The 15,728-nt window shown below is 66.5% G+C and carries 9 protein-coding genes; 6 read left to right on the top strand and 3 right to left on the bottom strand.

Annotation, left to right across the window (positions count from 1 at the left end):
* Nucleotides 1-104 precede the first annotated feature (104 nt).
* On the top strand, nt 105-929 hold the full coding sequence (locus tag C8J30_RS18540; protein ID WP_181420776.1) for a BadF/BadG/BcrA/BcrD ATPase family protein: 825 nt from the start codon (nt 105-107) through the stop codon (nt 927-929).
* Nucleotides 917-2,062, top strand: coding sequence for an N-acetylglucosamine-6-phosphate deacetylase (gene nagA / locus C8J30_RS05115; protein ID WP_110804640.1), 1,146 nt, complete (start codon nt 917-919; stop codon nt 2,060-2,062). Before C8J30_RS18540 ends, nagA begins: the two co-directional genes overlap by 13 nt.
* Here nagA and serB read toward each other — a convergent pair.
* Complete coding sequence (gene serB, locus C8J30_RS05110; protein ID WP_110804639.1) at nt 2,038-2,910, bottom strand: phosphoserine phosphatase SerB; 873 nt, start codon at nt 2,908-2,910, stop codon at nt 2,038-2,040. The two genes, nagA and serB, sit on opposite strands and share 25 nt — an antisense overlap.
* A 156-nt stretch (nt 2,911-3,066) precedes the next feature.
* Between serB and C8J30_RS05105 the strand changes: the two genes are divergently transcribed.
* The 4 genes from C8J30_RS05105 (at nt 3,067) to C8J30_RS05090 (ending at nt 8,142) form a co-directional block, all read left to right on the top strand.
* Complete coding sequence (locus C8J30_RS05105) at nt 3,067-4,212, top strand: phosphoserine transaminase (protein WP_110804638.1); 1,146 nt, start codon at nt 3,067-3,069, stop codon at nt 4,210-4,212.
* Nucleotides 4,213-4,307: 95 nt separating this feature from the next.
* Nucleotides 4,308-5,903, top strand: coding sequence for a phosphoglycerate dehydrogenase (serA, locus tag C8J30_RS05100; RefSeq protein ID WP_110804637.1), 1,596 nt, complete (start codon nt 4,308-4,310; stop codon nt 5,901-5,903).
* Nucleotides 5,904-5,966: 63 nt separating this feature from the next.
* A complete protein-coding gene (locus C8J30_RS05095; RefSeq protein WP_110804636.1) occupies nt 5,967-6,698 on the top strand; it encodes a metallophosphoesterase in 732 nt (243 codons plus the stop codon).
* Between the two features lie 268 nt (nt 6,699-6,966).
* Nucleotides 6,967-8,142 carry an acetyl-CoA C-acyltransferase family protein gene (locus tag C8J30_RS05090; protein WP_110804635.1) on the top strand — a complete coding sequence of 392 codons (1,176 nt, stop codon included), beginning with the start codon at nt 6,967-6,969 and terminating at the stop codon, nt 8,140-8,142.
* Between the two features lie 69 nt (nt 8,143-8,211).
* On the opposite strand, the gene pbpC is transcribed toward C8J30_RS05090, so the two are convergent.
* Entirely contained in the window at nt 8,212-10,266 is a 2,055-nt protein-coding gene (pbpC, locus tag C8J30_RS05085) for a penicillin-binding protein 1C (RefSeq protein ID WP_110804634.1), read from the bottom strand.
* Nucleotides 10,263-15,707, bottom strand: a complete 5,445-nt coding sequence (locus C8J30_RS05080) for an alpha-2-macroglobulin family protein (protein ID WP_110804633.1) — start codon at nt 15,705-15,707, stop codon at nt 10,263-10,265. Before C8J30_RS05080 ends, pbpC begins: the two co-directional genes overlap by 4 nt.
* Nucleotides 15,708-15,728 lie beyond the last annotated feature (21 nt).

Below are 15,728 nucleotides of genomic sequence, written 5' to 3'. Positions count from 1 at the left end.
TAGCAAGGGGGGCAACCCGGGGACAAGCCCGCTTCGCACGGACGCAAGGTTTCGCCTTGCCGCAGGGGGCGTGCCACGGCATCTTGGGCCGAACGGAGGCAAACATGGTCTATCTTGCGATCGATGGCGGCGGCAGCGGCTGCCGGGCGGCTTTGTGCGATGACGCGGGGCAGGAGCTTGCGCGGGCGGAAGGCGGGCCTGCGAACATCGCCTCGGATTTCGACACGGCCCTTGCCAGCCTGCGCGAACTGGCGCTGCGGATGATCGGCGATCGGCCGCTGGATCAGGTGCGCGCGGTGCTGGGCGTTGCGGGGGCGAACCTGTCGGGCGCGGGGCCGCGGCTTGAAGCGGCACTGCCGTTCCGGGCAAAAGTGGTGCAGGATGTGACGACCTCGCTGCGCGGCGCCTTGGGCGACGCCGACGGGATCATGGCGGCGATCGGCACCGGCTCGGTCTTTGCGCGGCAAGTGGGCGGAGAGGTGAAGGCGATCGGCGGTTGGGGGTTTCGTTTGGGCGACGAGGCCTCGGGCGCCTGGATGGGACGGCTGATGCTGAACCGGATCACCCGGATGCTCGACGGCTACGCGCCGCTTTCCCCTTTGGCCAAGGCGGTGCTCGACGATCTGGGCGGCGGTCCGGGGCTGGTGGCCTTCACGCTGAAGAAAACCCCCGCCGATCATGCGCTTCTGGTGCATCGGATGGCGGCGGCGCTCGAAGATCCGCTCTCGCGGCAAGTGCTGACCGAGACGCGGGCGGAATTGCGCGCGGCGATCGGGCTGTTGCAGACCGACCCGCCGTTGCCGGTGGTCTGGCTCGGCGGGCTCGGGCCGACGCTGGCACTGACCGACTGGCCGCGAACCGAGCCTTTGGGCAGCTCGCTTGACGGAGCTATGGCGATGGCCCGGGACGAGGCGACATGGGCCGCGTGATCCTGACCGGGGCGCGGCTCTTTGACGGGCAGACATGTCATGACGGCAAGGCCGTGGTGCTGGAGAGGGCACAGATCGCCGCGATCCTGCCCGCCTCCGATCTGCCCGAGGGCGCGCGGATCGAGCTGGGCGGCGGCATCCTTGCGCCGGGTCTGATCGACCTGCAGGTGAATGGCGGCGGCGGGGTGATGCTTTCGGGCGCCGATCCGCTGACCGAGATCGCCACGATCTGCGCCGCCCATGCGCGGCTTGGCACGACCGGGCTTTTGCCCACGCTGATCACCACCTCTTCGAGCCTGACGCGCTCGGTTCTGGCAGCGGGGGTGGCGGCGGTCGGTCGAGTGCCCGGCTTTCTGGGGCTGCATCTGGAAGGGCCCCATCTCGACCCCAAACGCCCCGGCTGCCATCCGGCGCAGCACATTCGCCCGATGACCGAGGACGACCTTGATCTGATCTGCGAAGCCCGTGCCGGTCTGCCCGCGCTGATGCTGACGGTTGCGCCCGCATCGGTGACGCCCGCGCAGATCACCCGGCTGACCGCGGCGGGGGTGACGGTGGCTTTGGGTCATGCCGACTGCAGTTTTGCCGAGGCGCAGGCGGCCCATGCTGCGGGCGCCAGCGCCGTGACGCATCTCTTCAACGCGATGAGCCAGCTTGGCGCGCGCGAGCCGGGGCTGGTCGGCGCGGCCCTGTCGCTGCCCTTTGCGGCGGGGCTGATCGCCGACGGCATCCATGTTGCCCCCGAATCAGCGCGGCTCGCCCTGCGTCTGGCGGGCGAACGGCTCTTCCTTGTCACCGATGCGATGGCTGTGGCGGGCACCGACCTGCTCGACTTTGACCTCGCGGGCCAGCGCATCCATCGTGCCAACCGATCCCTGAGGACAGAAAACGACACGCTCGCCGGGGCGGATCTGAGCCTGCCGGAGGCGATCCGCTTCTGTATCGAAGTTCTCGGCCTTCCCCCCGAACAGGCGCTGGCCATGGCCACCGCACGCCCGGCGGCGCTGATCGGGTCGAATCGGGGACGTATCGCCCCCAGCCTGCCTGCCGATCTGGTGCATTTCACCGAGGATTGGCAGGTGAACCGGGTCTGGCAGGGCGGGAAGCCTCAGGCGAAATCGCCGACCGCATAGCCCTGAATGTAAAGCAGCGCGGTCAGGTCGCCGTGGTTGATGCGGATCTCGCATTGCGCCGCGACCGAGGGTTTGGCGTGCAGCGCCACGCCCGCCCCAGCCAGCTGCAGCATGCCCAGATCATTGGCACCGTCACCGACCGCCATGACTTGCGAATGTTCCAGCTTCAGTCTTTCCGAAATTTCCAGAAATGCCTGAACCTTGGCTTCACGCCCCAGAATCGGCAGCACCGGAACCCCGGTCAGCTTGCCATCTTCGATGCCGAGAACATTCGCCCGGTTCTCGTCAAAGCCAAGCGTTTCAGAGACATAGCCGGTGAAGGCGGTAAATCCGCCCGACACCAGCGCGCAATAGGCGCCATTCGCCTTCATCGTCCGAAGCAGGTCATGGCCGCCCGGCATGAAGGTGATCCGCTCGGCAATCACCCGCCCGATCACGCTTTCGGGCAGACCGCGCAAAAGCCCCAGCCGCTCGGTCAGCGCGCCTTCGAAATCGAGTTCCCCATTCATCGCGCGGGCGGTGATCGCGCTCACCTGCGCGCCCACGCCCGCCACATCGGCCAGCTCGTCGATACATTCCTGCTGGATCATCGTGCTGTCCATGTCGGCCAGAAGCATCTGCTTCTTCCGCCCCGCCGCGCGCTGCACGACCAGATCGAACCCCAGCCCCTGCAGGCTTTCCCAAACCTGCCAGCGATTCTCGGGAATCACCTCCAGCGGGAACTCGGCGGCGATGCCGGGGGCGAGCCAGCGCACCGCTCCGCCCACCCAGGCATTGCGCAGCGCCTCAACCGTCGCGGCATCAAGATTGGCAGCTTTGGGGTCGGCAATAAGGGTAGCGATGAACATGATCAGAGGTCCCGAGAGGTGAAGCTATGTCGCTTTTGATGTCCGATGCGGCGCTTTAGCGCGATTTTCCGTATTGTGCCAGTGCGGCAAAGTCTGTAGGAGCGACGGCGGGACACCTCTCCCCAACGAGAGGCGTTTATCTGGAAGGATAGCGACATGACGAATACTGCCCCGGCCAACCGTCCGGCGAATGCACGTTTTTCTTCGGGCCCCTGCGCGAAGATCCCCGGTTTCTCCCTCGACATGCTCTCGGATGCGCCTCTTGGCAGGTCGCACCGTGCCGCCATCGGCAAGAACAAGCTGAAAGAGGCGATCGACCTTACCCGCGAAATTTTGGGCGTGCCTGCGGATTACCGCATCGGCATCGTTCCCGCCTCGGACACCGGCGCCGTCGAGATGGCGCTCTGGTCGCTGCTCGGCGCCCGCAAGGTGACGATGTGCGCCTGGGAAAGCTTCGGCTCCGGCTGGGTCACCGACGTGGTCAAGCAACTCAAGCTTGACGCCGAGGTGAAAGAGGCGGGCTACGGCGATATCGTCGATTTCGCCACCGTCGATTTCAACACCGATGTCGTCTTCACCTGGAACGGCACCACCTCGGGCGTCCGTGTTCCGAATGGCGACAAGATCCCGGCCGACCGCGAAGGCCTGACCATCTGCGACGCGACCTCGGCCGCTTTCGCGATGGACCTGCCCTGGGACAAGCTCGACGTCACCACCTTCTCCTGGCAGAAAGTGCTGGGCGGTGAAGGCGGTCATGGCGTTCTGATCCTGTCGCCCCGCGCCGTTGCCCGGCTCGAAAGCTACACTCCCGCCTGGCCGATGCCGAAGATCTTCCGCCTGACCTCCAAGGGCAAGCTGATCGAGGGCGTCTTTGTTGGCGAAACCATCAACACCCCCTCGATGCTCTGCGTCGAAGACTATCTGGTGGCGATGAAATGGGCGAAAACCATCGGCGGGCTGAAAGGCCTTGTCGACCGTGCCGCCGCCAATGCGAAAGTGGTCTGGGACTTCTGCGCCGCCAATCCGTGGATCGCGAACCTCGCCAATGACCCGGCGACGGCCTCGACCACCTCGGTCTGCCTCAAGTTCAATGACGCCCGCATCAAGGACGGCGCCGCCTTTGCCAAGGCCGTTGCCAAACGCCTTGAAAAAGAAGGGGTTGCGCTGGATATCGGCGCCTATCGCGATGCCCCCGCCGGTCTGCGCATCTGGTGCGGCTCGACCATCGAGAAATCCGATGTCGAAGCCCTGATGCCTTGGCTCGCCTACGCCTTCGAGGCGGAGATCGCGGCTCAAGCCTGAACGACCGATGCGTGTGACCCACGCATCCCTTGCCTGAAGTCCTGAGGTGCGGCCCCCGCACCTCACCCCTTCCCCACATCCAAGGACTGACCCCAATGGCCCCCAAGGTTCTCATTTCCGACGAACTCTCCGACGCCGCCGTGCAGATCTTCAAAGATCGCGGCATCGAGGTGGATTTCCAGCCCAAGCTCGGCAAGGACAAGGAAAAGCTGGCCGAGATCATCGGCAATTATGACGGCCTCGCCATCCGCTCGGCCACCAAGGCCACCGCGGCCCTGCTTGAAAAAGCCACTCGCCTGAAGGTGATCGGTCGCGCGGGCATCGGTGTCGACAACGTCGACAAGGAAGCCGCCTCGAAAAAAGGCGTGATCGTGATGAACACGCCGTTCGGCAACATGATCACCACCGCCGAACATGCGATCGCGATGATGTTCGCCGTCGCCCGGCAGATCCCCGAGGCCTCTGCCTCGACCCATGCGGGCAAATGGGAAAAGTCGAAATTCATGGGCGTCGAACTGACGGCCAAGACGCTCGGCGTGATCGGCGCGGGCAACATCGGCGGGATCGTCTGCGACCGCGCCAAGGGCCTGAAGATGAAAGTGATCGCCTACGATCCCTTCCTGTCGGAAGAAAAGGCCGAGAAGATGGGCGTCGACAAGGTCGAGCTGGAAGAACTGCTCCGCCGCGCCGATTTCATCACCCTGCACGTGCCGCTGACCGACAGCACCCGCAACATCCTCAGCCGTGAAAACCTCGCCAAGACCAAACCCGGCGTGCGCATCATCAACTGCGCCCGTGGCGGTCTGGTGGACGAAGAGGCCCTCGCCGACATGCTGAAATCGGGCCATGTCGCGGGCGCCGCCTTCGACGTGTTCTCGGTCGAACCCGCCGAGGCGAACCCGCTCTTCAACCTGCCGAACGTCGTCTGCACCCCGCACCTCGGCGCCTCGACCTCGGAAGCGCAGGAAAACGTGGCGCTGCAAGTGGCCGAGCAGATGGCGAACTACCTGCTCGACGGCGCGGTTGAAAACGCGCTCAACATGCCCTCGATGACCGCCGACGAAGCCCGCGTGATGGGCCCCTGGGTGAAGCTGGCCGAATACCTTGGCGCCTTCATCGGCCAGATGACCGACGAGCCGATCACCGCGATCAACGTCACCTATGACGGCACCGCCTCGACGATGAACCTGCGCGCGCTCGAATGCGCCGTCATCGCCGGGATCATGAGCCGCTCGAACCCCGACGTGAACATGGTCTCCGCCCCGGTCATCGCCAAGGAACGCGGCATCCAGCTTTCGACCACGACGCAAGACAAGTCGGGCGTGTTCGACGGTTACATCAAGATCACCGTCGTCACCGACAAGCGGGAACGCTCGATCGCCGGTACCTGCTTCTCGGATGGCAAGCCGCGCTTCATCCAGATCAAGGGCATCAACGTCGACGCCGAAGTGGGCCGCCACATGCTCTACACGACCAACAAGGACGTGCCCGGCATCATCGGCAAACTCGGCACGCTTCTGGGCGAAAACAACGTCAACCTCGCGAACTTCACCCTTGGCCGTTCGGCCGCGGGCGGCGAGGCGATCGCCATCGCCTATCTCGACGAGGCGCTGGATGCCAAAGTTGTGTCCGAACTTGAAGCCACCGGCCTCTTCCAGCAGGTGAAACCGCTGGAATTCAACATCGCCTGATCTAGATTGGGCTCTGCCTTCAGGCCCTCCGCCGCGGCGGGGGGCCTTTTTCTTGGAGCCATCATGCAGACCTACGCCATCGGCGATATTCACGGCCAGTTTCACCTGCTGCAACGCGCGTTCGAGCTGATCGAGGCGGACCGGTCGCGGGAGGGATTGGCGGACAGTCCCGTGGTGGTGCTGGGCGATCTGTGCGACCGCGGTCCGCATTCAGCGAGTGTCATCGGCCATCTTTACGACCGGCAGGCGGCGGGTGAAAATCTGATCGTGCTCAAGGGCAATCACGACCGGATGTTCTCGATCTTTCTGGACGATCCCTTTGGCCGCGATCCGCGACTGCGCGCCGAATTCACTTGGATGCATCCGCGGCTCGGCGGCCCCGAGACGCTCGCCTCCTATGGCATTCGCGAACCGGCCAATCGCCCCACCGCGCAGGTCCATGCCGAAGCGCTGGCCGCAGTTCCCGCCGCGCATCGCACCTGGCTGGCCCGGCTGCCGGGTTCTTATCGCCGCGGCGAGGCGATCTTCGTGCATGCGGGCATTCGCCCCGGCGTGCCGCTCGAGGCGCAGACCGAGGATGACCTGCTCTGGATCCGCGCAGATTTTCTAGATGATTGTCGCGATCATGGTGCGTTGATCGTGCATGGTCATACCGCAATCAACACCCCCATCCATTACGGCAACCGACTGAATCTCGACAGTTCCGCGGGCTATGGCGGACCGCTTTCCACCGCGGTGATCGAGGGGCGCAAGGCCTGGCTTCTGACCGAGCAGGGCCGCCTTCCTTTGGGGTGACCCCAGCCGGAAACACATCATTAACCAATTCGGCGCATGCTTCCTGCCACAGGCAACCGCGGGGGCAACAATGCGGAACAGATCAAAGCCACGCCTCAGAACCCACTGGGTCCTCACCTGGCCCGACGGGGTCGGGGGGAGAGCGGAACTCCGGCTCGTCTGGGCCTTTGCAAGCTAGGAAGATGACGTTCCGTCACGCGGCCTGCGGCCCCTGTTCTCGGACCGGCTGCCGGGGGTAACCTTTCCGCATTGCAGCGGAGGGGACCTCATGACCGGCATCGTCATTCTATCGGGCGCGCGCACCGCGATCGGCGCATTCGGCGGCAGCCTGGCGGGCTTTGCGCCCGTCGATCTTGGCACCATTGCCGCGCGCGCAGCACTGGAACGCTCGGGCATCGCGCCCGAGCAGATCAATCAGGTTGTCATGGGCCACATCCTGAACACCGAGCCGCGCGACATGTATGTCAGCCGCGTCGCGGCCATTCAGGCGGGCATCCCGGTCGAGACCCCGGCGATGAACGTGAACCGGCTCTGCGGCTCGGGCGTGCAGGCGATCGTCTCGGCGGCGCAGGCGCTGATGCTGGGCGAGGGCGATTTCGCGCTGGCGGGCGGGGTCGATGTGATGAGCCGCGCCCCCTACATCCTGCCCGCCGCCCGCTTCGGACAAAAGATGGGCGATGCCAGCGTGATCGACATGATGGTGGGGGCGCTGTCCTGCCCCTTCGGCACCGGCCATATGGGGGTGACGGCGGAAAACGTCGCCACGGAATGCGCAATCTCGCGCGAGGATCAGGACACCTTCGCGCTGGAGAGCCAGACCCGCGCCGCGGCGGCGATTGCGGCGGGGGCGTTCAAGGATGAAATCGTGCCGGTCGAGATCGCCTCGCGCAAGGGCACGGTGATCTTCGACACCGACGAACACCCGAAGGCAACGACGCTCGATAAACTTGCCGCGCTGAAGCCCGCCTTCCTCAAGGGCGGCTCGGTCACGGCGGGCAACGCCTCGGGCATCAATGACGGCGCCGGGGCACTGGTGATCGCCCGCGAAGACGCCGCGGTCGCGACCGGGCTGAAACCGCTCGCCCGCATCCGCGGCTTTGCCATCGCAGGCGTGCGCCCCGAGGTGATGGGCCTTGGCCCGATCCCGGCGGTGCGGCTTCTGTGCGAAAAGACCGGGTTGAAGGTCAGCGATTTCGACGTGATCGAAAGCAACGAGGCGTTTGCGGCTCAGGCGCTGGCGGTCTCGCGTGCGCTCGACCTCGACCCGACCAAGGTAAACCCGAACGGCGGCGCCATCGCGCTTGGCCATCCGGTGGGTGCGACGGGCGCGATCCTGACGGTGAAGACGCTCTATCATCTGCGCCGCACCGGCGGGCGGCTTGGCCTGATCACCATGTGTATCGGTGGCGGTCAGGGGATTGCGCTGGCGATCGAGCGCCTCTGACCTCTGTCGCAAGGGCGTATTTGGACCAAGAAGAAACATGCGCTTCTTCTTGGCACAAATACGCCCTTGTCACGGTTTCAGCATGATCTGACGGTGGTCACTGCGCCCCTGTGCATCGAGCACCGTCAGCGACACGAAACCCGGGCCGGTCAGCGCCAGCATCGTTTCCCGCGTGCGGCTGCCCACCAGCAGCGGCGCCCCATTCGCCAGCCAGGTGAAGGGTGGCTGGCCGCCGCGCAGCTTCACCGTCAGCCCCTGCCCCGCGGTCTCGATCTCGGCGCCTTCGGGCGGGAAGGTCACTTCCGGGGCGCCCTCGACCACGACCGAGAAAGCCGCATCGCGCGGGCGGAAGCGCTGCAGCGGTTGCGGCAGGCGCGCATTGGGCAGGATCAGCGTCGCGGGCGGCGGCGGTGGAAGCGGCGCGCGGGTCTCGCCGATACGGTCGAACAGCTCGAACAGGACCGGCGCGGCAAGCTCGCCGCCAAAGGCCCCCGGCACCGGCGTGCCATCGGCGCGGCCCATCCAGACGCCCGCCACATGAGCGCCATCAAACCCCACCGCCAGCGCGTCGCGATGCCCGTATGATGTGCCGGTCTTGAAGGCGATCCGGTTCGGCGCCGCCCCGGGCGGAGGCGGAATCCGCGACAGGATGTCGGTCACCTGCCAAGCGGCAACCGGACCGAAAAGCTGCCCGTCGCGCGGACCGGCCTTGCCCGCCTCGGCCGAGAGCCGCAAGGGATGACCGAGCCGCGCCAGCGCCGCATAGGCCTGCACCAGATCCTGCAGACTGATCCCGAGCCCACCGAGACTGACCGCCAGACCGGGCGGCGCATCATTCGGCAGCAGCACTTTCGCCCCCGCCTTGCGCAGGGCGGCGAGCAGCCGCTCCGGCCCCAAAGCCTCGGTCAGGCTGACGACGGGGATATTGAGCGACAAGGACAAAGCCTGCCGCACCGGCAAGGTGCCGCGAAAGCTGCGGTCGAAATTCTGCGGCCGCCACGGGCCGAAGGCGACGGGGCGATCCTCGATCAGCGTCTCGGGATGGGCCAGACCGTCGTCAAAGGCCAGCGCATAGACAAAGGGCTTCAGCGTCGATCCGGGGGAGCGCAAGGCCTGCGTCAGATCGACAAACCCCGCCCGTTTCGCATCGGTCCAGGCGGCGCCGCCGACCGAGGCGAGGATCTCGCCCGTGCGATGATCAGCCACCAGCAGCGCCACGGAAACCTGCCCGGCCTGCCCGGAAACGGCCCGCGCCGCCAGCGCCTCGGCCGCGCGTTGCAGCGAGGGCTCGATCGTCGTCTCGATCCGCGCGCCGCGCGGCTTGGCGGCGGAGAGCCGTTCGGTCAGATGCGGGGCGAGCGCAGGAAAGTCGCGCCGCCGGGTCGGGATCGGCTCGGCCTTGGCGGCGCGGGCGGCATCGGCCTCCAGCGCCCCCTCGGCGGCAAGACGATCCAGAACCCGGTCGCGCGCGGCCTTGGCCGCCTTGGGAAATCGATCCGGGCGGCGGCTCCCGGGCGATTGCGGCAGGGCGATCAGCAGCGCCGCCTCGGCCGGGGACAGCCGCCGCGGTTCCTTGCCGAACCAGGCCAGCGACGCCGCCCGCACCCCTTCGACATTGCCGCCAAAGGGCGCCAGACGCAGATACAAATCAAGGATCTGCGGCTTCGTCAGATGCCGCTCCAGCGCCAGCGCCAGCCGGGCTTGGCGCAGCTTGCCATCGAGCCTGCCGGTGGTGCCGTCCTCCAGAAGCCGCGCCACCTGCATCGTCAGCGTCGAGGCCCCCGAGACCACATGCCCATTCCAGAGCATCTGCACCCCGGCCCGCAGCACGGCGAACCCATCGACGCCGGAGTGGCGGTAAAACCGGCCGTCCTCATAGGCGACAAGGTCATCAAGATAGGCCGGATCGACCGGACCGGGCGCCAGTCGCCAGCGCCCATCGGCGACCGGAAAGGCCCGCAGGATCGTGCCATCGCGGGCCAAAACCTCGGTGCCGACCTCGACGGCCAAGGGCGGCAGCGGGGCCGTCGAAACCCAGCGATCGAGCCCGTCGCGCAGGCCCGCAGCCGTGGTCAGAAGAAGGGCGGCGGCGAAAAACCCCGCCGCCCGCAGGCGCAGTGTCATTCCACCGTCACCACCCCGGTTTCGCCATGCGCGCGCATTTCGGGGCGATACATGTCTTCGACCGAGGCGGCCGGATGCACGAAGCTGCCCGGGCTGACCGCGCGCACGACATAGGCCAGACGGAACGGCTGATCGCTTTGCCAATCCAGCGCGGCCAGGAACCGATCCTGCCGGAACTCGGTCGTCAGCGGATTTTCCTCGACCGAGAGCCAGTCGAAGGCCGCCAGATCGCCCGAGCGGACAAGGTTCGGGTTGTCGATCTCGAAGCCCGCGGGCAGCGGATCGTTGACCATCAGCCGCGCTTCCTGATGGCCGAGCGGCTTGACTTCGAGCACGGTCACCAGCCGCGTGCCCTGCGCAACCTTGGTGGCATCGACCTCCTCGCCCTCCAGCGTGTAGTAGCTGCGCGCAATCGCCCAGCCCTTGCCACCGGCCTTTTCCGCGACCTCGGGCACGCCCACCGTGGTCAGCGTCAGCGTTTGCGGGGTTTCGCCCGTATTGGCGATGGCAAGCGCGCGCCCGGCGGTATCGGCGTCGATCACCTTCACCAGCGGCCCGGTCACCGCCGCGCCATCCACCGTCAGACCTTCCGCCTCGGGCCGGTCAATCTGCGCATGGGCGGCCAGAAGCGTCCAGGTTGCCTCCTGCGTCGAAAGCTGGGTGCTGCCCAGACGCTCGATCACCGATTTGCCCACCGTCTCGGGGTTGACCGCAGTCGAGCCCGATTCAGACGCGAGCGCCAGCACCGCCGCGGCATCGCGCAGGTTGGTGCCATAATCATCCCGCCAGACCGGCTTTTCATCGCCCAGCGCCGAGACCGACTGCGCCGCCCGGGCAAACATCGCATCGGCCCGGGTCTGATCGCCATAGGAGGCGAGCGCTGCCCCCAGTTGCGCCATCGCCAGGGGCGTCGCGAAATCGTCGCCCTTCACATCGGCGAAGTAGCGCAGATCGCCGATCGAGGCCGCCCCTTCGCGCGCCAGCACCATCAACTGATAGGCCAGAACCCGGCCGCCGCCATTGCTGGTGGCATCGAAATCGGGCGCGTAATTCACCTGATTGCGCAGGTTATCAAGCGCGTTGCGGAAAGCCATGTCCGGCACCGCATGACCGGCCTTGCGGGCGCGGCTGAGGAAGTCGGTGACATAGGCATCCAGCCAGCCATCGCCCGACATCGGCCCCCAAAGCCCGAAGGCCCCCGAAGCATCCTGATTGGTCAGCACCTTGGAAATCGCGCCCTCGATCCGGGCATCCAGATCCTTGGGCGTGCCCAGCTCCATCGCCTCGGCCACGGAGGACAGATAGAGCAGCGGCATCGCCGTCGAGGTGATCTGCTCGGTGCAGCCATAGGGATACTGGTCCAGCGCCTGCAACAGCGCCGGGGTGTTGAAGCGGGCAATCGGCCCCGCCGCCAGCGTCGCCCGCGCCGATCCGGGCAGGAAGCCCGCAAAGACATTGGCATCAAAGGTGAAGGTCTTGCCCGCGGCAAGATCAAACCGCGATTGCCGCGAGACGGCCGGGCTGTTGTCCTCGACCGGGATTTTCAGCGCCTTTTCCAAAAGCTTGCCATCGGGCGTCGTCAGCGCCACCCGGATCTCCTGCACGCCTTCGGATTTGGGCGCCGTGATCGGAACCTCGATCTCCGCCTTGCCAAGATCGGTCAGATCGACGCCCGAGGGACGCTCGCCGAGGGTCAGCCCGGCCGAAGTCACATCGAGCCCCATCCGCCCGGACGGCCCGGTGGCATGGACGATTTCCAGAAGCAGCCGCGAGGTATCTCCGGGGGCAAGGAAGCGCGGCACCGAGGCCGTCACCACCACCGGATCACGCACCAGCACGTCCGAAGACGCCTGCCCGACGCCGGTCTTCGACCAGACCACCGCCGACAGCCGCACGGTGCCGTTGAAGGCAGGCATGTCGAAACTGGTGTGAATGACCCCATTTTCATCCGCCGTCAGCGCGCCGGAGAAATAGGCCACCAGCTCTTCCGTGGGCGGAGGGGCTTGCATCGACATGTCCCGTCCGGCATCGCCACCCGAGCGGATCACCCCCATCTCGCCGCTGCGGCCATCGATCAGCCGCCCGTAAACGTCGCGCAGCCCGACGCCCAGACGGCGTTGGCCGAAGTAATGCGCAGCCGGATCGGGCGCCTTGAACCCGGTCAGGTTCAAGATCCCCACATCCACCGCCGCAATCGTCGCGTAGACGGTTTCGCCTTTCTTCACGCCATCGACCTTCAGCGCCACCGGAAGCTCGGCGCGCGGGTCAGAAGCGGCGGGAACGTCAAAGGCCGCTTGCAGCTTGCGCTCGCCAGGATCGACACCGGCATAGGCCAGCCCCATCGCCCGGTTCGGTGCTCGCGCCGGGGCCTCCTCGGCCAAGGGCCGCAGCACGGAAGCCGTCACATAGGCCCCCGCGCCCCATTCCTGCGTCACCGGCAGATCGATGCTGTTTTCACCCGCAGCGACTTCAACCGATTTCAGCGCCACGACCCGGTTCGACAGGACCGAAACCAGCGCCACCCCCTTGGCGGGCGCGACGATGCGCAGATGCGCCGTGTCGCCCATCGCATAGGCGGGCTTGTCGAGCGCGAGTTGCAGCCGGTCGGGGCTGGCCAGAACATCGGCAGGCGCATACCAGCCCGCGTCAAACGTCGTGCTGGCAGCAATCGCCCCGCTGTCATCCTCGACCACCAGTTCGTATTGGCCCCAATCGACCTTGGCCGCGATCTTCAGCGGTTCGGCCGCGGTCAGATCGCCCTTGCCCTCGGCCACGCGACTGCGCCGGGTGATCGGTTCCCAGTTCCAATAGCCATCGACCGCATACCACTGGTAGTCGGTCTCGACCTTGTTCACCACCCAATGCAACGCCATCGGCACGGGCTTCAGATCGGCGCCCAGCGTCGTGACCTTGAACCCGGCCTCGGATCCTTCGGGCACGGCGCCATCGGTGAAGGCGGGCTTGATCCCCAGCACCGGGGCATCGGGCATGACGAGACGCTTGATCTCGCGGCTGATCGGACGGCCCGAGCCTTCGCGCACTTCGACGGCAAAGGTCGCTTCCAGCGGCCGGTCGGCGGTCAAAGCCGCCTCGGGCAGCGCGACGGGAATTTCGGTCTTGCCCGCCTCGTCGGTCTCGCCCGCTTCCAGACTGTCATAGATCGTCTCGAAACTGGTGTCGTGACGGCCGAAGACATAGCCCTCGAACCCCGGAACGGCTTCGGCGGTGCGCAACGCGAAGCTGCCCTCGGTGCCCAGACCCGCGCCGGGCGCCCCGAACAGATAGCGCGCCTCAACCCCGATCAGCGGCATGTCGCCCCCGGCCAGAACCCCTTCGGGCAGGGTCAGGGTCGCATCGATCCGTTCGGGCAGGAAATCCTCGACAAGGATCTTGGTCGAGGCGAGCGGCTCCCCCTTCGGATCAGCAAAGACATCGAGCCGCCAGGTGCCGCGCGGCGCCTGCGCCCCGATCGGCAGGGCGATGGTATGACCCCCCGCCCCGGCATCTTCGGTCAGCGCGCGGGAATATTCGACGCCATCGGGCCGGTTCAGCACGGCGGTCAGCGGCAGACCGTCAATTGCCTGCGTGCTCGCATCGCGGGCCAGAACCGTCGCATTCACCGTCTCGCCCGCGCGATAGGCGCCGCGGTCGGTGGTCAGGAAAACGTCGATCGCAGGCGCAGGCGGCATCCCCTCGACGCCCCGATCGGACAGGTCGAATTCGGCATCGGTGAGGGACAGATAGGCCAGATCCTCACCATGCGTGACCGCGACCAGCGCCGGGGCGGAGTTTTCCTTGCCCGCGGCCTGTTCGGGGGCGAAATGCACCACGCCCTCCGCATCGGTCTTCGCCGTCGCGATCACCGCATTGGCCTTCGACACCAGCTGCACCTCGGCATCCGCCACGGCCGCGGCATCGGAGAGGCCCCGCACCGCCACGGTCAGCCCGTCGGCGCCGGAATAGGTCGTCAGACCGATGTCCGAGATCATGAACCACTGCGCCGCGGGCGGCTTTTCATAGGGATCGGCGCCGGGGACCGCCGCCGTCAGCACATAGACGCCCGGCCCGAGCGCCCCGGTCACCTCTTGCACCGGCAGACGGGTGGTCATGTCGCGGTTGACCTCCATCTTCACATCGGCGCTGCCGTGCCAGACTTCCTCGGCATATTGGCTGTTGAAATAGTCGATCGACCAGCTGTCGATCGAGCGGGCAAAGTAATCCTCGCGCATCGAGGCGACGAGGTTGCGATCCGACACCCGCAGGATCTTCAGATCGAGCCCCTTGAGGTTCACCGTCTGCACCGGCACGCCACTGTCTTCGCCGCGCGGCAGGATATAGGCGCGGCCGGGGAAGCTGACGGCAGGCGCACGGTCGCGCACATAAGCGGCAATGACCGTATCCTTGCCCAGCGTCTCGCCCGTCGCGGCGGGCAGGCCCTCGCGGAAGGTCAGCGCATAGCGTTGCCCGTGCTTCAGACCGCCCACGCAGATCTGGTTCGCCTCGGCCTCGACGGTCAGCCCGGTTTCAGGCAGCTGCACGAAGGGCGTGTAATCAACCCCGGTCTTCACCAGATCGGCGTTGAAATTCGCGCAGATCCGGGGCGTCGCACTGTCCGCCTCGACGGTGTTGTCCTGAATCCGGAAGCCGTATTTTCCCTCGGCATCGACCAGCGCGGCGGCAATATCGTCACGCGCCGAGAGCGTCGCGGCCAGTTGCAGCGCGGCGAGAGTTTCGCGCGTGCGGTCCACCTTTTCCAGCGCCCGCGCCAGCACGAAGAGCGCTTCCGCCTGACCGGCGGGCTTCGCCGCCCGCAGATAGCCGTTCACCGCCGCCGAAACCGAGCGCGCCCAAGCCGAGAAATCGTCGATCTTCAGCCCCAGCGCGGCGTAATCCGTCCACTGGTCCGAGGCATCGCCGAGCACGATCATCGCCCCTTCCAGCGCCTGCGCCCGGGTCCAGTTCGACTGCGTCCGCGCCTGTTTCAGCCCCGCGGCCAGTTCCTCGGGGCTGGCGAAATTCGTCAGATGCATCCGCCCCATGCCCGCGGCCAGCGCCGTCGCTTCGGCCAGCGTCCCTTCGTTCAGGAAACCGAGATCAGCCGCCCGGGTCGCCGCCCGCGCCTCGGCGCCCTTGTTTGCCGCGACGACAACCCCGGAGAAGGCGCCCTGATAAGGCGTCATCGCCGTCACCTCGGCTTTCGGGAAGCAGGAATTGTTGCGCGCGTTGAAGGTCACGGCCTTGCAGGCCGAATCGGCCAGACAGGCGGCCTCGCAGGCTTCGAGCGTCGTATCGAAGATTTGCGTCAGATCGCGGCCCGAAAGATCCATGCCCTCGGCGATCGACAACCGCCTTTCGGGGACAAGGGGGGACTCCTGCGCAACAGCTGGGACCAGCGATAAAAACAAGGCAGACAAGGACAGAAAGGCCGAGGACAGACGCATGGAAACCTCCGGGCTGAATGC

Origin of the sequence: Rhodobacter viridis (assembly GCF_003217355.1) — a bacterium.
GTDB classification, from domain to species: domain Bacteria; phylum Pseudomonadota; class Alphaproteobacteria; order Rhodobacterales; family Rhodobacteraceae; genus Rhodobacter; species Rhodobacter viridis.
The sequence above is the reverse complement of the archived record's forward strand: the minus strand, read 5'-3'. Positions and strand labels throughout refer to the sequence as shown.

Bases quoted from the DNA above. Each gene is read 5' to 3' on its own strand.
- C8J30_RS18540 (WP_181420776.1), top strand. From the start codon at position 105: ATGGTCTATCTTGCGATCGATGGCGGCGGCAGCGGCTGCCGGGCGGCT.
- nagA (WP_110804640.1), top strand. From the start codon at position 917: ATGGGCCGCGTGATCCTGACCGGGGCGCGGCTCTTTGACGGGCAGACA.
- serB (WP_110804639.1), bottom strand. From the start codon at position 2,910: ATGTTCATCGCTACCCTTATTGCCGACCCCAAAGCTGCCAATCTTGAT.
- C8J30_RS05105 (WP_110804638.1), top strand. From the start codon at position 3,067: ATGACGAATACTGCCCCGGCCAACCGTCCGGCGAATGCACGTTTTTCT.
- serA (WP_110804637.1), top strand. From the start codon at position 4,308: ATGGCCCCCAAGGTTCTCATTTCCGACGAACTCTCCGACGCCGCCGTG.
- C8J30_RS05095 (WP_110804636.1), top strand. From the start codon at position 5,967: ATGCAGACCTACGCCATCGGCGATATTCACGGCCAGTTTCACCTGCTG.
- C8J30_RS05090 (WP_110804635.1), top strand. From the start codon at position 6,967: ATGACCGGCATCGTCATTCTATCGGGCGCGCGCACCGCGATCGGCGCA.
- pbpC (WP_110804634.1), bottom strand. From the start codon at position 10,266: ATGACACTGCGCCTGCGGGCGGCGGGGTTTTTCGCCGCCGCCCTTCTT.
- C8J30_RS05080 (WP_110804633.1), bottom strand. From the start codon at position 15,707: ATGCGTCTGTCCTCGGCCTTTCTGTCCTTGTCTGCCTTGTTTTTATCG.